This is a genomic window from Halorientalis brevis (assembly GCF_023077655.1).
The window spans coordinates 127,154-147,984 of the sequence record NZ_JALLGV010000003.1 but is presented as its reverse complement, the minus strand read 5'-3'; the positions used below and the strand labels follow the sequence as shown (position 1 = coordinate 147,984).

Sequence of the window (20,831 nt, the reverse complement as noted above, 5' to 3'; positions counted from 1 at the left end):
CGTTACTCCGCGTCGTCCTCGCCGGCGTGCGTGTATCCTCTGTCCCGCAGGGCGTCGCCAGCGAGCGTGAGCCCCTCGTCGGGCTCGGTCACCGTCCCGATTTTCGTGATCTGTACGTCACAGCAGTCCCTGACGCCCGGCAACTGGCCGGGTGGGATCGTGAAGACGAGTTCGAAGTCCTCGCCGAAGAAGACGCCCAGTTCGCGGCGCGTCGCCTCGTCGGGTGCGACGTCGTCGACCGCCTCGTCGATGGGCAGCGGCCGCTCGATAGCGAAGCCGCAGTCGCTGGCGTCGGCGAGTTGGTGGAGCGAGCGGGCGAGGCCGTCGCTCGAATCGATCATCGCCGTCGCGTGGGAGGCCACAGCCAACCCGGGGACGACCCGGGGCGTAAACCGGAAGAGGTCGTTCGCGCGGTCGTACTCGCCCTGCTCGAACAGCCGGATCGCGGCCCCGCTCCGTCCGAGCGTGCCGGTGACGCAGACCGCGTCGCCCGGGCTGGCGCCGGACCGACGCACCGGCGAGTCGGTTCGTCCCAGGACCGTCGTCGAGACGGTAAACTCCTGGTGGCGGTCGAGATCGCCGCCGACGTACTCGGCCTCGACGTACGCACAGACGTCGCGTGCACCCCGGACGAACTCCCGGAGTTCGGATTCGTCGAACGACGGGGCCGCGTAGACGGCGACGGCCGCCGTCGCTTCCGCCCCCATCGCGGCGACGTCCGACAGCGATGCGCCGACGGCGCGCCAGCCGGCCGTGTAGCGTGTGGTGCCGACCGGGAAGTCCGTCCGGTCGTGAAGCATGTCCGTCGTGAGCACCTGCTCGCCGACGACGGCCGCGTCGTCGCCGGCGGCTGGCAGGTCATCGGCTAACAGCGCGAGTGCCGCCCGCTCGTCCATACCCGCCCTTCGGGGGCGCCCTCTAAAATCCCGGGGGAGGTGGCAGTCGGTGCCTTCAAACGGAAACCGGTCGTTGGCCCGGGCATGAACGGGGACAGACGGGCCACGGTCGCGGGGTTTGCCGGCGCCGTGCTCGTCCTGGTGGTGTTGTTCTGGTTCGTCGGCGTCGACCAGATCCTCGCGGCGCTCGCGAGCGCCGATCCGGTGATCGTGGCCGCGCTCGTCCCCGTCGCACTCCTGTGGCTCTCCTCGTGGGGACTGGCACTGTACACGGTGCTCCAGGCGATCGACGAGCCCGTCTCGGCACCGAAGGCGGTCATGCTGTACACGGCCGCCGTGTTCGCGAACAACGTCACGCCGTTCGGGCAAGCCGGCGGGGAGCCGCTCACCGCACTGCTCATCTCGAAGGCCACGGACAGCGAGTACGAGAACGGGCTGGCCGCGATCGCCAGCGTCGACGCGCTCCACTTCGTCCCGTCCGTCGGACTCGCGACGATCGGCCTCGCGTTCTTCGCCGTGGAGACCGTCACGCTCGGGCGGAACCTCCGGATCGCCTCCGTTGCCGTGGGCGCGCTCGCGCTCGCCATCCCGGTCGCCGCGTACGTGGGCTGGCGCTACCGCTACGAACTGGAAGCCGCGGTCGTCCGCCTGCTGACGCCGGTCATCCGCGCCCTCGGACGACTCGTCCCCCGACGAAGTCCACCGGATCCCGGCGTCATCGAACACCGCATCGAGGGATTTTTCACGGCGATCGATCGCGTCGCCAACAGCCCACGGCGGCTCGTCCTCGCGCTGGCGTTCTCGCTTGGCGGCTGGCTCGCGCTCACGTCCTCGCTGTGGCTGTCGGTCACCGCCCTCGGGTACGACGTGCCCTTCGCAGCGGTGCTGGTCGTCATTCCCGTGGGCGCGCTCGCGAGCGCCACGCCGTTCCCGGGCGGCCTCGGCGGCATCGAAACGGCGTTGACCGTCCTGCTGGTCTCGACGACCGGCATCCCGGCCGCCGCAGCGGGGGCCGCGATCGTCATCCACCGCGCCGCCACCTACTGGTTCCCGACGCTCGTCGGGGGCGGGTCGGCTGCAGCCCTCGGTGCCCGTCGCGGGGAAGAGCCAGTTGTCGAAGACGAGTGAACGACCCACACGGGCACCGGCGAGTGCCGAACGATGCGCTTTTATGACGCCAACAGGAACGACACTGCAATGACGACGCTATTCGACGTTCCCGCCGAGGACCTCAACGAGGCGCTCGCAGAGCGACTCGCCGACGAGGACGCCGTGGCGGAACCCGACTGGGCTCGCTTCACGAAGACAGGTACCGGCCGCGAACTCCCGCCGGAACAGGACGACTTCTGGCAGCGCCGCGCCGCCAGCCTCCTGCGCAAGGTCGCCATCGACGGTCCCGTGGGCATCGGCAGCCTCCGCACCGAGTACGGCAACTCCTCGAAGGGGTCGACTCGCTACCAGGTCCGACCGAAGCGCTCCACGAAGGGCAGCGGGAAGATCATCCGTACGATCCTCCAGCAGCTCGAAGAGGCCGGCTACGTCCAGACCGCACAGGGCGAGGGCCGCAAGGTCACCGGCGACGGTCGCAGCCTCCTCGACGACACCGCCGGCGAGGTCCTCCAGGACCTCGACCGTCCGGAACTCGAACGCTACGCGTAAGTTCGCTCCCTTTCGCGTTCGTTCTCCCCCTGAGCTGCTGGACTCGTTTCTCTCACTGTCTCGACACGCTCGCATAGCGCTATAGCTGCTGGCGTCCATTGGACGCTATGCACACGCTGGAGACGACCATCGACATCGACGCACCGCCAGCGGTCGTGTGGCGGGTGCTGTCCGAGTTCGAACGCTACCCCGAGTGGAACGAGTACGTGCGAATCGAGGGCACGCCGGTGGCCGGTGCGCGGCTTACCGTCACACCCGGGCCACGAGCGGGCCGGCAGCCGTCCGCGACGTCACGAGTGCTCCGAGCCGAGCCGGAGTACGAACTCCGGTGGCGCAGCCACCTGCTCGTCCGCGGGCTGTGCGACGGCGAGCACTGTTTCACGATCGAGAACCTCGGGAACGGACGCTCTCGGCTGACGCAGGCCGAGCGGTTCGTCGGGCTGCTCGCCGGGCCGTTCGTGCGCCGGTACGGCAGGCAGACGGCGGCGACCTTCGAGGGCGTCAACCGGGCGATCAAGCGGCGGGCCGAGACGACCGCCCGAACGAGGCCGACGACGACACCTCGTGCTCCCTGAGAGAGGAGTCTCCGTAACGGTTTTCCAGCAGACGCAACAAGTATTACAATAGCTATGAGTGGCGAACCCGACGACGAAGAGCTCGAACGGCTGCGACAGGAGAAGATGGAACAGCTCCGCGAACAGAAAGAGCAACAAGGGGGCGGCGAGGCCCAGGAAGCCCAGCGTCAGCAGGCCGAAGCCCAGAAGAAAGCGCTGCTGCGCCAGCACCTCACCGACGGGGCGCGCAAGCGCCTGAACACAGTGAAGATGTCGAAACCGCAGTTCGGCGAGAAGGTCGAACAGCAGGTCCTCGCGCTGGCCCAGAGCGGGCGTCTCCAGGACAAGATCGACGAGGAGAAGATGAAACAGCTGCTCTCGGAGCTGAAGCCGGACTCGAAGAGCTTCGACATCAAGCGACGGTAAATGCACGTCGGACTCTGCTACAGCGGCGGCAAAGACTCGACGTTGGCCGCTCTCCTGCTCGATTCCTTCTACGACGTCACGCTCGTCGCGGCGACGTTCGGCGTGACCGACGCGGCCGCACACGCTCGCGACGCCGCCGCCGCCGTCGGCTTTCCGCTCATCACGGTCGAACTCGACGAGTCGGTCGCCCGCGACGCCGTCGACCGCATGGTCGAGGACGGCTATCCGCGCACCGGAATCCAGCGCGTCCACGACCACGCACTCGAAACGGTGGCGGCTGGGGAGTTCCGGATCGACGCCGCCGACGAACTGCGCTCGTTCGACGCCATCGCGGACGGAACGCGCCGTGACGATCGCGTTCCGACCGTCTCGCGGGCACAGGCACAGAGCATCGAGGACCGCCACGACGTCGACTACCTGGCTCCGCTGTCGGGATTCGGTCGAAGTGCCGTCGACGACCTCGTGGACGCGACGCTGGAGGTCGAGACGGGACCGAGCGAAGAGATCGCGAAGGGCGATTACGAGGCGGAGCTCCGCGCCCTGATGGCCGAGGAGTACGGCGACGACGCCGTCACAGAGGTGTTTCCCGCCCACGACCAGACGCGCGTCGTGGGCCTCCGAGAGCACTGAGAGTCGCCCGTTTTCGGTCGTCGACCGAACAACTACCCCGGCCATCTTTGCCGCTAGCCATCGTACGGAGCGACGATGCGAGCCGGCGAAAGTCGGGACACCGATCGTGACACTGAGAGCCATCGCCAGCGGTGGCAGGACTGGTTGCTCCTCGACGGGGATCGGCGTCTCGTCGTCGGGTTCACTACCGTCGTCCTGTTTCTCGTCATCGCGTCAGTGGTCGTGAGTGAACTGGCACCGTTACGCGACCTCCAGCCGCTGTTCTACGTGCTGGGCGGGTTGATCGGAGGAAACCTGACCGTCATCACCGTCGTCGTCTCGATCAATCAGTTGCTGCTCTCGCGGGAACTACAGGCGCCGCCCGACCTCGAATCCCAGATCGAGGGGATCATCGAGTATCGCTCGGACGTCGAGGACGCTGCCGGACAGGTCGCACCGGTCGAGCCGCTGGGCTTTCTCCGCCTGCTGTTCGAGAACACCCGGCGGGAAGCCCAGCGACTGGGAGGCCTCGCGACGTCCGAGACGGACGAACAGACCTACGAGGAGATCAACGAGGTCGTCTCGGAGATCACGACCCAGACGGACAGAGTCGATTCGCTGCTGCAGCAATCGCAGACCTCCACGTTCGACGTGCTCTCGGTCACGTTGACGACGAACTACGCGACGGACATCAACCGACTCCGACAGATCGAGTGGGAACACGGCGCGCAGCTCCCGGCAGACGTCAGCGACGCGGTCGACACCCTCGTCCACCAGCTCCAGAACATCGACATCGCGCGGCAGTACTTCAAGTCGGTCTACCTCCAGCAGGAACTGGCCGAGCTGTCGCGGAACCTCTTCTACGCCGGCCTCCCGTCGGTGACCGTCGTCGCAATCGGGTTACTCCTCTTGACGGGACCGAGCGGGACCGTCTTCACCAGCCCGTACTTGCGGGCCTTCGTTCCGCTGTTCGTCACGGTCGGCCTGCTGCCGATCACGATTCTGTTCGCGTACATCGTCCGAATCGCGACCGTCACGCAGCGCACGGCGGCGACGCTGCCGTTCACGACGCCCGCACAGGAGCAGTGACCGCGTACCCAAAGGACAGTTTCAAGCGCGCCGTGTGCGAACCAACCGAGCATGTACGACCACCTGAAGGGTTTCCGGGATTTCTACCCCGACGAGATGGGGGCGCGCCGGGAGGTCATCGATCAACTGGAGGCCACCGCACGCCAGTACGGCTTCCGCGAGATCGGGACGCCCGCCCTGGAGCGGACGCAGATGTACGTCGACAAGAGCGGCGAGGAGATCGTCGAGGAACTGTACGCCTTCGAGGACAAGGGCGGCCGCGACGTGGCGATGACGCCGGAGCTGACGCCGACCGTCGCGCGGATGGTCGTCGCCAAACAGCAGGAACTCTCGAAGCCGATCAAGTGGGTCTCGACGCGGCCGTTCTGGCGCTACGAACAGGTCCAGCAGGGCCGCTTCCGCGAGTTCTACCAGACCAACGTCGACATCTTCGGCTCGTCGGAGCCGGAGGCCGACGCCGAGATCCTCGCGTTCGCCGCCGACGCGCTCACGTCGCTGGGGCTCACCGGCGAGGAGTTCGAGTTCCGCGTCTCCCACCGCGACATCCTGGGCGGGCTGCTGGAAGCGTTCGACACGGACGTCCAGACCAAGGAAGCCATCAGGGCCGTCGACAAGAGCGAGAAGATCAGCGAGGCCGAGTACCACGACCTGCTCGTCGAGGCCGGTCTCACCTACGACCAGGCCGCCGAGTTCGACGACCTGCTCGCCGTCGACGCCGAGAACCTGGACGAGCTCGTCGAGTTCGCGGGCACTGACCGCGTCGAGAACGCCGTCACGAACCTGCAGAACGTGCTGGACGCGGCGGCCGACTTCGGCGCAGGCGAGTACTGTACGCTCTCGCTGGAGACCGCTCGCGGCCTGGACTACTACACGGGCGTCGTCTTCGAGTGTTTCGACTCGACGGGCGAGGTCTCCCGGTCCGTCTTCGGCGGCGGCCGCTACGACGACCTCATCGAGAGCTTTGGCGGCCAGCCGACGCCAGCGGTCGGCGTCGCCCCCGGGCTCGCCCCGCTCTCCCTGCTCTTGCAGCGCGCCGACGTCTGGCCCGACGAGTCGTTCACGACCGACTACTACGTCCTGCAGATCGGCGACACGCGCGACGTGGCCGCCGAGATCACCCGGACGCTGCGCTCGCGGGGCCACGTCGTCGAGACCGACGTCGCCGGCCGGAGCTTCGGCGCGCAGATGAACTACGCCGACGGCGTCAACGCCGAGACGGTCGTCATCGTCGGCGAGCAGGACCTCGAAGACGACGCCGTCACGGTCAAAGACATGGACTCGGGCGACCAGGAGCAGGTACCCCTCGCGGAGTTCCCGGGCGACCACGACCGCCCGACGCTCGCGGACTTCGAATAGAACTCAGTCGAGCAGGCTGTCGTCGTCCGGTTCGGTTGCGTCGAGTCGACCCGATGTCCTCGACCACGGGCGCGGTCGGGGACACAACACTCATTCCGTCGGCGTCCGGACCGCGACCAATGCGCGCGTTTCGCCTCGCCTACGACGGCCGGCCGTTCCACGGCTTCCAGCGCCAGCCGGACGTGCCGACCGTCGAGGACGCGCTCTTCGACGCGCTCCGCGAGTTGGGGGTTCTCGGGGCCGACGCCGACGCACCACCGGGGTACGCGGGGGCGGGCCGAACCGACGCGGGCGTCTCGGCGTTCGCACAGACGGTCGCGTTCTCCGCTCCGGACTGGCTGACCCCGGCTGCACTGAACAGCGGACTGCCGGCGACGGTCCGGGCCTGGGCACGGGCCGAAGCGCCCGCGGAGTTCCACGCCACCCACGACGCCACCAGTCGCAGCTATCGGTATCACCTCCACGCACCGCCCGACGCCGTGTCCGACGAGCGCGCACGCGACGCGCTCGACGCACTCCGTGGGGAACACGACTTCCACAATCTGACGCCGGACGACACCGGAACTGTTCGGACCCTCGACGGGTCGCTCTCGCGAGACGGCGCGTTCCTGGTCGTCGAACTCACCGCGGGTGGGTTCGCGCGACAGTTGGTCCGGCGGGTCGTCTCGCTCGTCGCGTCGATCGCCCGCGGGGACCGCGACCTGGCGGCCGTCGATCGCGTCCTCGCATCGGCACAACTCCCGGGGCCGAAGGGCGTGCCGCCAGCAGCGGCGTACCCGCTCGTGTTGGTCGACGTCACGTATCCGGACCTGGACTTCACCGTCGACGCTGACGCGAAAGAGAGCGCACGCACAGTGTTCGCCGACCGGCGGGACGAGCACCGGACGCGTGCACGAGTCGCCGACGAACTCGTCGCCGGGCTCAGAAACCGGCCGTAGCGCGGCTGCCAGTCAGCGGGCGTTACAGCAGGTCAGTCAGTGCCACGTGGACGTCCGACTGGAGCCAGCCGCTCGTCTCATCGCGGTCGTACACCACGACGCCTTCCGCGGTAGTGAGTTGCCCGTAGCGATTGCTCGGATGCCGATCGCGATCGACGCTTCGTCGTTCAGGGCGGGTCATCGTGTGTCTCCACCCGTTGTTTGGCACCCGAACGTGGTATAAACACGACATAGTATCCATCAGTTTCCGTCGTTTCAGACGAGTTAGGGAGATTGTAACGTCAGGTGGGACGTAAACAGAACAAAAAGTGGCCGGGCTGAGGTTGGTCGCTCGATCAGGTCGGGTTGACCATCTTCATGGCTTCGCGAACCGACTCGCGACGGCCGAGCAACGTGATGCGGTCACCGACCTGCAGTTCCATGTCGGCTTCGGGAACGTCGACGTCGCCGTCGCGGCAGACGAGCGCGATGAGACAGTCCTCGGGGAGTTCGGGGCCGACCTCCCGAACGGGTCGGTTCGCGAACGCCTCGGTGGTGATCTCGACCTCCTGGACGTCGCCGACGCGCCCCACGTCTGTCATCCAGTGAGCCAGGGCGGGGCGTTCGATCTGGTTGTCGATGGCCCACGCAGTCGCCATCGCAGAGGAGATGGTTCGCACGCCGAGGTCTTCGAACGCCTCGACGTTGTCCGGGTTGTTCGCCCGGGCGATGACGGTCTCGACGTCGAACTTCGAGTCCGAGAGCTGGGCGATGAGCAGGTTCGCGTCGTCGTCGCCCGTCGCGGCGATGACGGTCCTGGCGTTGCCGGCCCCGGCCTCACGGAGGACGTCCGTGTCGGTCCCGTCACCCCAGACGACCGTGTAGCCCTGGTTACGCGTCTTTTCGACTGTGTCCTCTACTTCTTCGACGATGACGACGTTCTCGCCTCGGTCTTCGAGGCGTTCAGCGAGCGCTCGACCCACCTTACCGCCGCCGACGATGATGACTCGCATTGGTATTACCTCCAGGTATTCCGCGATGTAGCGCGCGAGGCCGCCCTCGAAGGCGACCGTCGCGAAGATGACCAGAAAGACCGTTCCGACCAGCACCTGCGCCTGCCCGTCGAAGGTCGCCGCGTCGGCACACAACTGCGCGGCCTCGCCCGTCGCCGTGCCGGTACACACCTGGCCGACGCTCGTGCCGGCCGTCTCGGCGGCCTGTTCGCGCAGGTGGGCCGCCTCGGACTGCAACTCGACGGCGAACAGCGTCGCGACCGACGCCGGGATGATCCCGCGGGGACCGACAAAGCTCATGAACAGTTTCTCGTTGGTCCGGAACCGGTCGCCCCGCGTCGAGAGGAACACGAGCAGCGGCCGGATCACCAGCATGACCGCCGCCACCACGGCGATGCCGGGCAGCCCCAACTGGAGCAGGTCCTCGAACTCGAGAAGGGCGGCCAGCGCGATGAACACGACCGACAGGACGAGCAGCGTGATGTCGCCCTTGAACGCCGTGATCTCGTCCTCGTACGGCACGTCTGCGTTCCCGAGCAACAGGCCGGCAGTGGCGGCCGCCGCGACGCCGGCCTCGCTGGCGATGGTGTCGGCCGCGGCGAAGGCGACGAGCGCCCCCGCGAGGACGAGCAAGCGTGCGTTCTGGGGCGCGTTCCCCGGCGAGAGGTCGACGTACCTGAGGAGATAGTAGACGAGGGCTGCGACGACGAACCCCACGAGCAGGCCGATCCCCAGCCGTTCGGCGAATGCGCGGACGAACGCCTCTCCCGCCTCGTCGCTGAGGACGACGACCTCGAAGACGACGACGGCGATGATCGCCGCGCTCACGTCGTTGATGATCCCTTCCGTTTCGAGGGCGGTCGCAACCCGGTCGCGGACCGGGACGACTTCCAGGATCGGCGTGATGACCGTCGGCCCGGTCGCGACGAGCAGCGCCCCGATGAGAAACGACATGTCCCAGGGTTGTCCGAGCGCGAATCGGATGGCGACCGCCGTGCCGACCAGAGCGATCGCCGCGCCGAGGGTCACCAGTCTGAGGGTCGCCGACGGCGCCTCCTTGATCCGGCCGATCCGGAGGTGGAACGCGCCCTCGAAGACGATGATCGCCACCGAGAGGCCGACGATGGCCGGCAAGGCCGCCCCGAACGACTCGCGCGTGACGAGGCCCAGTCCCTCCGGTCCGAGGGCGACACCAGCCGTCAACAGGAAGATGATACTCGGAACGCGAAATCGGGCGGACAGCAGTTGTGCCCCCACGCCGATACCGATGATCGCGGCGACCAGGGGGATTATCTCGCCACCAGCCACAGGGGACCCTCCATGCACGCGGTGCAACGGAACGACGCGGTTTAAACGCACCCAATTTCGCCAGCGGCGACGGCCATGAATAAACTGATAACAACGCGCCGATCCAGAATATCGACTACGATAATCAGACCCCGGGATATATAGTGGAAATAACAGTACGACACTGGTAATGACTTTCAGGCGACGAATAGCCCAGCTTCTCCACGCTTCCCGCGCCCGAACGTCCGGCGAGCACACCAACGAACGGACCACGGAGCAGGACCCAGACACAGCGGTGAGTTCGTCAGAAGCTGACGATGTCCCGACCCGAAACGAGGGGGGTCCCAGATCGAGCGGCGCCGACGACGAGACGGCAGCCGGTGACGGGAAACCGGCCGACGACCTCGAGGTCGGTTCAGCAGCCGACGCTGGTGCGGCCGGTGACGGAAACGGCGCGAGCGAGCAGCGGACCGCCGCTGGGGCGGTGAGGAGTGCCGAGGTACCGGGGGAGACGGCGACCGTGGTCGCGGACGGCGGGACCCAGACGGTCGAGGCCGGCGCGCTGGAAGCGACGGCAGAGGACTTCCGCGACGCACTGGCGGCCGCGGCCGACGGCGACATGAGCCAGCGGCTGGACACGGACCGCGAGAACGAAGCGATGGCCGACGCCGCGTCGGCGTTCAACCAGATGATGGACCACTTCTCCGGGACCATCGCGGAACTCGAGGAGTTCGCCGAAGACGTCGACGACACGACCGAAGAGATGAGCGCAGCGACGCGCGAGGTCAAGGAGACGAGCGAGGAGGTGAGCGACTCGATGGATCAGATCTCGAACAACGCCTCGAACCAGGACGATCACCTCCAGGAGGTCGCCGACGAGATGACGGACCTCTCGGCGACGGTCCAGGAGATCGCGTCCTCGGCCTCGGAGGTCGCCACCATCTCCAGGGACGCCGCCGAGTACGGCCAGGAGGGCCGGGACGCGGCCGCGGAAGCAGTCGAGCGGATGGATCAGATCCAGTCGACGGCCGCCCAGACGATCGAACAGGTCGAACACCTCGAGAACCACATCAAAGACATCAACGAAGTGGTGGAGGTCATCGACGACATCGCCGACCAGACGTCGATCCTGGCGCTGAACGCGTCCATCGAGGCCGCCCGCGCCGGGGAGGCCGGCGAAGGCTTCGCCGTCGTCGCCAACGAAGTCAAGCAGCTGGCCGAAGAGGCCGGCCAGGCGACCGAAGACATCAGTACGATGATCGAAGACGTCCAGGAGGAGACGACCGCGACGGTCACGGAGATCCGCGAGATGGGCGACCGCGTCGCCGACGGGACCGACACGGTCGAGGACGCACTCGACGCGCTGGACGCGATCGCCGACCGCGTCGAGGACGCGAACGAGGGCGTCCAGTCGATCAACGAAGCGACCGACGAACAGGCGACCAGCACGGAGGAAGTCGTCGCGCTCGTCGAAGACGTCGCGGAACTGAGCGAGCAGACGGCCGCAGAAACCCGCGAAGTGTCCGCGTCCAGTGAAGAACAGACCGCTGCACTCACCGAGGTCGTGGCCAACATGGACCGGATCGCCGACCAGGCGACCGACCTCACCAGCCTGCTGTCCCGCTTCGAACAGGACAGCAGCGACGGATCGACCGACGATGGCGACGACCTCTCCTGGGACGACGCCGCGGTCCACGGCGGTGACGACGCGAGCGACGACGATGACGACCTCTCCTGGGACGACGCCGCAGTTCACGACGGTGACGACGCGAGCGGCGATGAGGACACGAGCGACGACGACCTCTCCTGGGACGACGCGATGGTCCACGACAGCGAGTAGTATCACGGGACGACGGGGGGCCACACTCACCACCTATTGCTATCAGTCCTGAGAATCGAGGGATAATACTAATAGTCAAATAGATGACTCTCTCTCACATGCCATTCAAATCCGGTGAGAACTGGGAAGTCGACATCGACCGCGAGAAAAACAGGCTGTACCTGGAGCTCGAGGGGTACATGGAGGCCGCCGACGCTGGGGCCGCGGCCGACGCGACGATCGAAGGGGCGAAAGAACTCGACGAGGGGTTCGACATGGTCAACGACCTCTCGACGTTCCAGCCGTCCGACCAGGAGGCGATGGACCACATCCAGCGCGGCAAGCAGGGGATCGCGAAACACGGCGTCGCCGCCGTCGTCCGGGTGACGGCCGAATCGACGACTGGACAGATGCAGTTCGACCGCGCGGGTGAAGACGAGGAGAGCTACCAGTTGGCGATGGCCGACTCGACGGCGAAAGCCGAAAAACTGCTGGACAAGCGCTAGAGAAACCTGAGAACGTCACAAACCATGGGAGACTGGAGCGTCGACGTCGACGAGGAGAAGAATCGGCTCTATCTGACTCTCAAAGGACACCTCAGCGCCGAGGCGGCCGAGCAGGCGGCAGACGCCGTCATCGACGCGAGTGCGCGCCTGGACCCGGGATTCGACGAGGTGAACGACATGTCCGAGTTCGAGCCCGCGGCCTCAGAGGCGATGGAGGAGATCGAACGCGGGAAGCGCGGCATCGTCGAGAACGGCGTCGAAGCGGTCTGTCGAGTCGTCGCGGAGTCGACGACCGGACAGATGCAGTTCGACCGTGCGGGCGAGGGCGCCGAGGAGTACGCGCTGGCGAAAGCCGAGTCCGTCGAAGAGGCCGAGCGTCTCCTCGACCAGCGCCGGCAGGACGCGTAGGGAGCGAAGTCCGACCCCACTGGTCCGTCACCACGTATTATTTCAAAAGTCATCGACGCAGCCTCACTCGTCGGCTGACTCCCGGTGGTCGAGATACGTCAGGACGCCGCGCACGTTCATGCGTTCTTCCCCGCGAGCCTTGCGGTCGCCCCAGACGTCGACCATCTCGGTTTGTTCGGCGAAGTAGTCGATCACGGCCTCGTCGTCGCCGAGTTCCGCGCGCTTCGTGGCGATGCGATCGACCCAGTCGGCGATGACGTCCGCGTACTCGCGCAAGCGGTCGTCCGTCGTCGCCGGTCCGAAATGGCCGTAGCAGAGCACCTCGGGCGCCAGGTCCTCGATCATGTTCGCGTCGGCGAGCACCTGCTCTAAGTCGAAGTTCGGCGGCGGCGAGGTGTGATGGACGAAGTCTCCCGACGGGACGTAGATGCCCGCGGCGTCGGCGGTGAACACGACGGCGTCGGCGGGGTCTTCGAAGACGACCTGGTGGGGTGCGTGTCCGGGCGCGTGGTGGACGTGCAGTTCGCGGTCACCGAGGTCGATGACGTCACCGTCCGAGAGTTCCCGGATGCGATCCTCGGGAACGGGTTCGGGCTCGGCGTAGAGCCCCCACAGGTCGCCGACGGCGGCTTTCGTCCCTTCGACCAGTCTGGACGGGTCAGCGAGGTGTGGCGCACCGATCTCGTGGATCGCGACGGTCGCGTTCGGGCACTCGGCGGCGAGGAACCCAGCACCGCCGGCGTGGTCGAGGTGGACGTGCGTGAGCGCGATGACCGCGAGGTCGTCGGGGGCGATCCCGACGTCGTCCATCGCCGCGAGGATGCGTTCGTACTCCGTGCCGATCCCGGAGTCGACCAGCGCGGGCCGCTCGCCGTCGACGATGTATACCGAGCCGTATTCGGGTGCGTCGTACATCCCGGTATCGACGTAGTAGAGGTCCGAACAGGAGCCCTCCGTCACCGCGAAGCAGTCGCCGATTGCCATACCCGGAGCACCGAGCGGCGGGGAGAAAAACGGTTCGGGCGACCCGCACAGTGAAGTCCCCGACGCGTGTTCACCGGCGTATGCGAGAGGACGGGACGACCGAGGCAGACGGGGACGACGACAACGACGAGGCCGCGTCGCCCGAACTGGCAGCGGACGACAGCGGCGTGAGCGACGAACTCGCGCGCCTGCGCGGCGAGATCGAGCAACTGTCCGTCGCGGTGGCGACCCTCCAGGAGACCGACGACGAGCGCGACCAGCGGCTCGACGCCCTGGAAACGCGCATCGAAGACTACCACCGTCGGGGCGAACGCGAGCGCGAGCAGCTGGCTGCCCAGACGCTCGCCGACTTCGCCGACCGCATGCTGTCGGTCAAAGACAGCCTCGACAACGTCCTGGGGATGGCCGACGTCGACGAGGACACGGAACGACAGCTCTCGCTCGTCCAGCGGCAGTTCGAGCAATCGTTCACGAGCGGCGAGATAGAGCGCATCGACGCCGACGGTCAGTTCGACGCCAGTAGACACAAAATGGTCGAACGCGTCAGCGACGACGCCTACGACGAGGGCGAGATCGTCCGCGAACTGGACGCCGGCTACACCATCGGCGACCGGGTGCTCCGACCAGCACGCGTCGTCGTCGCGACGGGCGACTCGTCCTGATTACGAGCCGACTTCGGCCGTGTCGCCGCCGTCGTCGGGCGACGTGCCGGTGACGTTCTGTTCGACGGTGAGCGACCCTTCGGCGTCGCCGTCGACGTCTTCGGCGGTGACGTGGAGGATGCCGTCGTCGTCGACCCGGAACGTCACCTCGATGGTCGGCTTGCCGGCCGGCGCCTCCGGAATCCCCGTCAGGGTGAACTCGTCGAGTTTCTCGTTCTCGCGGGCCTGCTCGTGTTCGCCCTGGTACACGTCGATCGCCATGATCGTCTGGTCGTCTTTCGTCGTGGTGTAGTACTTCGTGCCGGTGGCCTCCGTGATCGGCGTCCCCTTCTCGATGAGGACGTTGAAACTCCCGTCTTTGACCCGCGTCCCCAGCGAGCGGGTGACGATGCTCTTGACCGTGATCTCGCCGCGCTCTTCGACCTTCTCGCCGTGCTCGTCGGTGGCGTGGGCCGCGTCGAGGTGGTCCTGGAACCCGTCGCGGGTGTCGAAGGTCTCGCCGCACGTACAGGCGTACTGCTCTTCGACCGCGCCGCTCTTGGCGGCGTACAGCGCCGCGCCCTTGGCGACGATCTTGTCCGGCTCGAAGGTGAGTTCCGGATCGACCCCCGTGTACTCGGCCACGCGGTCCTGGATGGCGGGCATCCGCGTCGAGCCGCCCACGAGCAGGACGGTGTCGATGTCGCGGGTCGTCCGGTCGGCGTCGTCGAGGGCCTGCTCTAAGGGTGCGAGCGCCTGCTCGCGGAGGTCCTCGGTGATCGATTCGAAGATGTCGCGGGTCAGCGTCTCGTCGAGTTCGACGATCTCACCGTCGAGCTGGCCCAGCAGCGGTTCGATGAGTTCCGTCTCCTCGCCGGTCGAGAGGTCGATCTTCGCGTCTTCGGCGATCGCCCGGAGGTTCGCCCGGAGTTCGTCGTCGGCCAGCACGTCGACACCCTGGTCCCGTTCCAGCGCCGCAGCGACGTGGTCCATGATGGCCTCGTCGAAGTCGGTCCCGCCGAGGTGGTTGTCGCCGCTGGTGGTGAGGATGGTGAACGTGTCGCCGTCGACGTCGAGGACGGAGACGTCGAGCGTCCCGCCGCCGAAGTCGTAGACGACGAGCGTCTCGTCGGCCAGGTCGGCGTCGTAGCCGTGGGCGATCGCCGCGGCGGTCGGTTCGTTCAGGAGCTTGACTTCGCGGAAGCCGGCCAGTTTGGCGGCCCGCCGGGTGGCTTTCTTCTGGTCGGCGGTGAAGTAGGCCGGGACCGTCACCACGGTCTCGGTCACCTGTTCGCCGAGGTACGACTCGGCGTCGTCCTTGAGTTTTCGCAGGATCTCGGCGGATATTTCGGCTGGATCGTACGTCTCGCCGTCGATTTCGACGGTGTAGTCCTCGCCGACGTGGCGCTTGATCGTCCGGACAGTCCGGTCGGGGTTGGCGGGAGCGCGGTTCTCCGCACGGCGGCCGACCACGGGATCGCCGGCGTCGTCGAAACTGACGACCGACGGCGTGAGCGGCTCGCCCTCGTTGTTCTGTAACATCTGGACGTCGTCGCCCTCGATGAGGGCCATGCCGCTGTTGGTCGTCCCGAGGTCGATTCCCAGGACCTTCTCACTGACCATCTCGGATACACCTGCCTCGCCGCGACATATCACGCTTTCGCCCGGTGCGAGCGACGGCGACTACCAGTCACCGTCACGCTCCTCGCTCGACGCACCGCCGTCGGCCACGGCCGCTTCGGCGTCGCGCGCCTGGATCTCGAACTCCGCGAGCATCTCCTGGAGTTCCCTGGTTCGGGACGCCAGTCCGGCCGCCGATTCCGACACCTGGGTGATCGAGGCGCTGGCCTCTTCGGAGGTTGCAGCGACCTTCTCGGCCTGCTGGGTCGTCTCCTCGGAGACGCTGGCGATCTCGTCGACCATCTGCACGATCTCCTGTGCCGAGTTCGCCTGCTGGTCGGTCGCGTCGTTGATGCTCTTCAAGCCGCCGTCGACGCTGTCGACCCCGTCGACGATCGCTTCCAGCGATTCGGTCAGCTCCGCGACGGTCTCGGTCCCCTCGGTGATCCTGGACTCGGCCTCGCGGATGTCCTCGGCGCTGTCGAGCGCCCGGTTCTGGACGGAGCCGATGGTCGTCTCGATCTCCTCGACGGCCCGTTGGGTTTCCTCGGAGAGTTCCTTGACTTCGTTCGCCACCACCGCGAACCCGGACCCGGCCTCGCCAGCGCGTGCCGCCTCGATGTTGGCGTTCAGCGCCAGGATCGACGTCTGCTCGGCGATGTCGTGGATCAGGCCGGTCACCTGGCTGATCTCCTCGATCTCGTCGGTGAGCTGTTCGATCGAGTCGACGACGTCGCTCGTCTGGCGCTCGATCGACCGCATCTCTTCGATGGTCTCCTGGGCGGTTTCGCGACCCTCGGCACCGAGTTCGGCCACTCTGTCGGACTGGCCAGCCACCTCGTCCGTCGTCGAGGCGACCTCCTCGATCGTCGCCGACAGGTCGTTGACCTCGTCGGCCGTGGCCTGTAGATCCTCGGTCTGTGACTGCGCGCCCGAGGAGATCTGCTGGATGGACTTGCTGACTTGCTCACTGGCCTGCTTGACGTCGTCGGCACTGTCCTCGACGTCGTCGCTCGAAGTCGCGACGGCGTCGGCGAACTCCTGAACGTCGGCGACGGTCCGTTCGAGGTCGGCGATCATCTCGTTGAACGAGGTGGCGATCGACTGCATCGCCCCGCTGTCGGTCTCGGGGTCGAGCCGGCGCGTCAGGTCGCCGTCGGCGCAGGCGGCCATCGTCTCGCTGTAGCGTTCGGCCTCGGCTTCGAGTTGCTCGTTGAACCGCTGGGTTTCGAGTTGGCGCTGTTCGGCCTCCTCCCGTGCGCGCTCCGCATCGGCGCGGGCCTCGTCGGCTTCAGCGAGCGACTCCTTGAGCGAATCGCGCATGGCGGCGAACTCCGCGTACAGCATCCCGACCTCGTCGGTCCGATCGGTCTCCAGTTCGGTGTCGAGGTTCCCCTTGCCGATCTCGGTGGCGCGCTCTGCGAGTTGGCGGAGTGCCAGCGCCAGGTTGCCACCGATGGTGATGCCGAACACGCCGATGTTCATCGCGATGACGTACAACAGCGCCACCAGTCCGGCCGTGGCGGTGTTCCGCTCGCTGTAGATCGCCTGCGTCGGTGCGTAACTGACGACCTGCCACCCGCTGTCGGGCACGGTGGTCGCGGTCGCTGCGTGTTTGGTCCCGCCCACCATGCCGGTCGCGACGCCCGACCCGTTGGTCACCAGCCCCGTGGCGTTGGCGTCGCTCGCACGCCCGGCAGTCGACGCGACGACGACCTCTCCGTCAGCGACCAGTGCACTGCGGTAGGTGCTGTCGGCGAGGTGCGTCCGGAGGGACGCCATCGAAGCCGCGACCACGACCAGGCGGTCGTCGTCGACCGACGCGACGAACGGGACGATCCGCTCGCTGGCTCCGACTGCTTGCTGGGGCTGGCCGACGAGGGTCGCCGTCGCGTCAGTCGGGGCGTTCACGACCAGTTCCTGGCCGACTGCACTGGACTGTGAACTCGCCTGAACCGCACCGCTCTCGCGGTCGACGACGTGGACTGCGTGGACGCGATCAGGTCCCGCCGCGGTTTCGAGGCGGTCCGTGATCGCGGCCGTCTCCCCGCTCTGAACGGCGCTCGAAGTCGCCACCCCGGCAGCGAGGGCGGAATTGGACTCCGCCCACAACGCCGTGACGTTGGCGTCGTCGGCCGCGTGTTCGGTAAAGTCCGCGTTCGCCGACGCCTGGAGTTCGCCCGAGACGTTCGCGTAAAAGAACACGGTCGAGACGAGTGTGACGAGGACGAGGATGGCGAGCGTCGCCACCATCTTCATGCTGTAACTCGACTTGATCCGATCTGGAACGTAGCTGTTGAGTTTCATTGTGTCACCGGTCCACTCCCGTCAGTCAACCAGTGGTAACTGTTTCGTGGTAACAGCCCACGACTGGTAAATCGTACCGCCCGAATTATCGTCTTCGATAACATGTGTCTGTGAAGGTGTTCGGCGTCTGTGGTCAGTCGCTCGTGCTCGCGTCCGGTTCGGACGGTCGCGGCCCGTCGTCCCGGAGGACGGCGAGCAGCGACGACCGCTCGTTCGCGAGGTGTTCGATCGCGGTATCGGACCGCAGGAGGATGCCGGCGAAGCCGAGCTGGCCGAAGACGTCCATGTACGCGCCCATGTAGACGCCGGTGAACGTTCCGAGCAGTCCCATCCCCTGTCGAGAGGTCAAGCCCACGACCAGATACATGATCAGCAACAGGGCCATCAGATTGCGAAGTTTCCCGAACGCAAGCCGACGCGGACCCGAGACGGCCTGTGCTGCGCGCGTGTACGGACGGAACAGCAGCCACAGGATGCCGAGCAGCGAGCCGAGAAACAACAGTTTCCCGACGCTCTCGACGGGCGGCGCCGTCATCCAGTTGATGAGCGCCCCGAGCGAGAACGTCGAGAGCAGGCCGACACCCACGAGGATGTGCCGGCGTTCGGCGTCCGCCATCATCCCCACGTAGGCGATGATGACCGTGTACGAGAAGAAGTAGACGACGAACCGCGACAGCGGGACCGGCCGACCACTGGCAGAGTGGAGTCGCAACACCTCGTTCGCCATGCCGAAATACCCCAGCGCGAGCATCGCAGTTGTGTACGGTGCCACCAGGGCGATCCTGCGCTTGCGGCCCGAGAACTTGCGAACCCCGACCGCAGTGATGACGGTCGCGACCGTCGCCAGGGTACCGATCAGCGCGTAGAACGTCAGTTCACCGACGATCATGGATGCCTCCTCCCCCCGTTCCCCCCGCGCGACCAGAACCGGGATGCACTGTGCACCGGCTCAGTGAGGTGGAATTATGTCCGAATCGCAACATACTGTTTGGAATGAAATTGTAGATGATAAAACTGTGTCCCTGTTTCTCATTTGTGATATTGTCTCGTGCGAGAGGTCAGCACGGCCGTGAGAGCAGACTGCGAGCCAGAGCGACACGGTTTTGCCACGCCACGGAGAAGCGAGTGCCAAATGATCAGCAGGCAGTTCCTCCGTGAGAATCCCGACGTCGTCCGGGACGCTCTGGAGACGAAGGGGGTCGACGACGTAGACCTGGACCGGATTCTGGAACTCGACGAGGAGTGGCGCGACTGCAAGGCGGAGGGCGACGACCTCCGCCACGAGCGCAACGAGGTCAGCTCGAAGATCGGCCAGCTCAAACAGGAGGGCGACGAGGAGGCCGCCCAGGAAGCCATCGAGCGCTCCCAGGAGCTGAAAGCCGAACTCGAAGCCGTCGAGGACCGCGCCGACGAACTGAAGTCGGAGCTGGAGGAGGCGATGCTGGAGATTCCGCAGATCCCCCACGAGGACGCTCCCGTCGGCGACGACGAGAGCGACAACGTCGAAGCCTACCGCGAGGGGTTCGACGACGCCGAGGTCATCGACGACGTGATCCCTCACTACGACCTCGGCGAGGCACTCGGCATCCTGGACTTCGAGCGGGGCGCGAAAGTGACCGGCGGCGGCTTCTACTTCCTGCGCGGTGACGGCGCACGCCTGGAACACGCGCTCATCCAGTTCATGCTCGACGTCCACCGGGAACAGGGCTACGACGACATCTACCCGCCGGTGCCGGTCAACAGCGCGTCGATGCAGGGCACCGGCCAGTTCCCCAAGTTCGTCGAGGACGCCTACCGGATCGGCGGCCACAACGACGAACCCTACGACGACGACGACCTGTGGCTCTGCCCGACGGCGGAGGTGTCGGTCACCAACATGTACCGCGACGAGATCCTGCTCGACGACGACCTCCCGCTGAAACACCAGGCCTACTCGCCGAACTTCCGGCGCGAGGCCGGCGAACACGGCACCGAGACCCGCGGCATCGTCCGCGTCCACCAGTTCAACAAGGTCGAACTCGTCAACTTCGTCCGCCCCGAGGAGAGCTACGACCGCCTCGAAGGACTGCTCGGCGAAGCCGAGGAGGTGCTCAAGCGTCTCGATCTCCCCTACCGCGTTCTGGAGATGTGTACCGGCGACATGGGATTCACCCAGGCCAAGAAGTACGACATCGAGGTGTGGGCGCCTGGCGACGACATGGAAGACGGTCCCGAGGAAGGCGGCCGGTGGCTGGAGGTCTCCTCGGTCTCGAACTTCGAGGACTTCCAGGCGCGCCGCGCGGGCCTGCGCTACCGCCCGGAACGACACGAGTCCGCGGAGTACCTCCACACCCTGAACGGCTCGGGACTGGCCGTGCCCCGCGTGATGGTCGCGATCCTGGAATACTACCAGAACGAGGACGGTACCGTCACCGTCCCAGAGCCGCTCCGCCCGTACATGGGCGGCCAGGAAGTCATCGAAGGCCACGAGCCGGTCGGCGAGAGCGCGCTGGGATCGGGCGAGAGAGACTAGCGCACGGCCCGTCACCCACACCGCGCCGCCGAGCCTGCCCCAACCGATTTCCTCGCACGCGCCCTACGTTCTGTGTGTCTCAGCTAGCCCAAATTGCCAGCGTTCACTCGCGAGCAACGGCTCCCACCGACCCGGACCGATCGGCACCGAATCAGTCCACCCAGGGTGGACTCCTGCGAAAACTCCTGCTGATACTCGTCCTCGGAATCGTCGTCTACCTCGTCACTC

20 protein-coding genes are annotated in these 20,831 nt (G+C 66.6%); 13 read left to right on the top strand and 7 right to left on the bottom strand.

Annotation, left to right across the window (positions count from 1 at the left end; genetic code table 11):
* Positions 1–2 precede the first annotated feature (2 nt).
* On the bottom strand, positions 3–896 hold the full coding sequence (gene thiL, locus MU553_RS06230) for a thiamine-phosphate kinase (RefSeq protein WP_247376815.1): 894 nt from the start codon (positions 894–896) through the stop codon (positions 3–5).
* A gap of 84 nt (positions 897–980) precedes the next feature.
* Between thiL and MU553_RS06225 the strand changes: the two genes are divergently transcribed.
* The 8 genes from MU553_RS06225 (at position 981) to truA (ending at position 7,527) form a co-directional block, all read left to right on the top strand.
* Positions 981–2,024, top strand: a complete 1,044-nt coding sequence (locus MU553_RS06225; protein WP_247376813.1) for a lysylphosphatidylglycerol synthase transmembrane domain-containing protein — start codon at positions 981–983, stop codon at positions 2,022–2,024.
* Between the two features lie 69 nt (positions 2,025–2,093).
* Positions 2,094–2,555, top strand: a complete 462-nt coding sequence (locus MU553_RS06220; protein WP_247376811.1) for a 30S ribosomal protein S19e — start codon at positions 2,094–2,096, stop codon at positions 2,553–2,555.
* Between the two features lie 107 nt (positions 2,556–2,662).
* A complete protein-coding gene (locus tag MU553_RS06215; protein WP_247376809.1) occupies positions 2,663–3,130 on the top strand; it encodes an SRPBCC domain-containing protein in 468 nt (155 codons plus the stop codon).
* A 54-nt stretch (positions 3,131–3,184) separates the two neighbouring features.
* Positions 3,185–3,535 (top strand): DNA-binding protein, encoded by a 351-nt coding sequence (locus tag MU553_RS06210; RefSeq protein ID WP_247376806.1) that lies wholly within the window; start codon positions 3,185–3,187, stop codon positions 3,533–3,535.
* The gene (locus tag MU553_RS06205; RefSeq protein WP_247376804.1) at positions 3,536–4,165 is read left to right on the top strand and encodes a DUF7411 family protein; all 630 of its coding nucleotides are present in this window, start codon (positions 3,536–3,538) and stop codon (positions 4,163–4,165) included.
* Positions 4,166–4,240: 75 nt separating this feature from the next.
* Positions 4,241–5,233, top strand: a complete 993-nt coding sequence (locus MU553_RS06200; protein WP_247376802.1) for a DUF7972 family membrane protein — start codon at positions 4,241–4,243, stop codon at positions 5,231–5,233.
* 51 nt (positions 5,234–5,284) lie between these two features.
* Entirely contained in the window at positions 5,285–6,589 is a 1,305-nt protein-coding gene (gene hisS, locus MU553_RS06195) for a histidine--tRNA ligase (RefSeq protein WP_247376800.1), read from the top strand.
* Between the two features lie 119 nt (positions 6,590–6,708).
* The gene (gene truA / locus MU553_RS06190; protein ID WP_247376798.1) at positions 6,709–7,527 is read left to right on the top strand and encodes a tRNA pseudouridine(38-40) synthase TruA; all 819 of its coding nucleotides are present in this window, start codon (positions 6,709–6,711) and stop codon (positions 7,525–7,527) included.
* A 22-nt stretch (positions 7,528–7,549) separates the two neighbouring features.
* Here the strand turns inward: truA and MU553_RS06185 are convergent, their stop codons facing one another.
* Together MU553_RS06185 and MU553_RS06180 are read right to left on the bottom strand one after the other, a co-directional pair.
* On the bottom strand, positions 7,550–7,708 hold the full coding sequence (locus tag MU553_RS06185) for a DUF7331 family protein (protein WP_247376796.1): 159 nt from the start codon (positions 7,706–7,708) through the stop codon (positions 7,550–7,552).
* Positions 7,709–7,862: 154 nt separating this feature from the next.
* Complete coding sequence (locus MU553_RS06180; protein WP_247376795.1) at positions 7,863–9,827, bottom strand: cation:proton antiporter domain-containing protein; 1,965 nt, start codon at positions 9,825–9,827, stop codon at positions 7,863–7,865.
* Between the two features lie 274 nt (positions 9,828–10,101).
* On the opposite strand from MU553_RS06180, the gene MU553_RS23740 reads away from it, so the two are divergent.
* From MU553_RS23740 to MU553_RS06165, 3 genes are all read left to right on the top strand, one after another.
* A complete protein-coding gene (locus tag MU553_RS23740; protein ID WP_247376792.1) occupies positions 10,102–11,646 on the top strand; it encodes a methyl-accepting chemotaxis protein in 1,545 nt (514 codons plus the stop codon).
* A 98-nt stretch (positions 11,647–11,744) separates the two neighbouring features.
* A complete protein-coding gene (locus MU553_RS06170; protein WP_247376790.1) occupies positions 11,745–12,131 on the top strand; it encodes a hypothetical protein in 387 nt (128 codons plus the stop codon).
* 24 nt (positions 12,132–12,155) lie between these two features.
* The gene (locus tag MU553_RS06165; protein WP_247376788.1) at positions 12,156–12,539 is read left to right on the top strand and encodes a hypothetical protein; all 384 of its coding nucleotides are present in this window, start codon (positions 12,156–12,158) and stop codon (positions 12,537–12,539) included.
* Between the two features lie 63 nt (positions 12,540–12,602).
* Here the strand turns inward: MU553_RS06165 and MU553_RS06160 are convergent, their stop codons facing one another.
* Entirely contained in the window at positions 12,603–13,523 is a 921-nt protein-coding gene (locus tag MU553_RS06160) for an MBL fold metallo-hydrolase (protein ID WP_247376786.1), read from the bottom strand.
* Between the two features lie 80 nt (positions 13,524–13,603).
* On the opposite strand from MU553_RS06160, the gene MU553_RS06155 reads away from it, so the two are divergent.
* Positions 13,604–14,185 (top strand): nucleotide exchange factor GrpE, encoded by a 582-nt coding sequence (locus MU553_RS06155; RefSeq protein WP_247376784.1) that lies wholly within the window; start codon positions 13,604–13,606, stop codon positions 14,183–14,185.
* Here the strand turns inward: MU553_RS06155 and MU553_RS06150 are convergent, their stop codons facing one another.
* The 3 genes from MU553_RS06150 to MU553_RS06140 form a co-directional block, all read right to left on the bottom strand.
* Positions 14,186–15,787: an Hsp70 family protein gene (locus MU553_RS06150; RefSeq protein WP_247376782.1), complete on the bottom strand. Its 1,602-nt coding sequence runs from the start codon at positions 15,785–15,787 to the stop codon at positions 14,186–14,188. It abuts the gene before it with no gap.
* Positions 15,788–15,847: 60 nt separating this feature from the next.
* Entirely contained in the window at positions 15,848–18,091 is a 2,244-nt protein-coding gene (locus MU553_RS06145; protein WP_247376780.1) for a methyl-accepting chemotaxis protein, read from the bottom strand.
* A gap of 133 nt (positions 18,092–18,224) precedes the next feature.
* Complete coding sequence (locus MU553_RS06140; RefSeq protein ID WP_247376777.1) at positions 18,225–18,980, bottom strand: bacteriorhodopsin; 756 nt, start codon at positions 18,978–18,980, stop codon at positions 18,225–18,227.
* Between the two features lie 243 nt (positions 18,981–19,223).
* On the opposite strand from MU553_RS06140, the gene serS reads away from it, so the two are divergent.
* The gene (serS, locus tag MU553_RS06135) at positions 19,224–20,603 is read left to right on the top strand and encodes a serine--tRNA ligase (protein ID WP_247376775.1); all 1,380 of its coding nucleotides are present in this window, start codon (positions 19,224–19,226) and stop codon (positions 20,601–20,603) included.
* Positions 20,604–20,831: the final 228 nt, after the last annotated feature.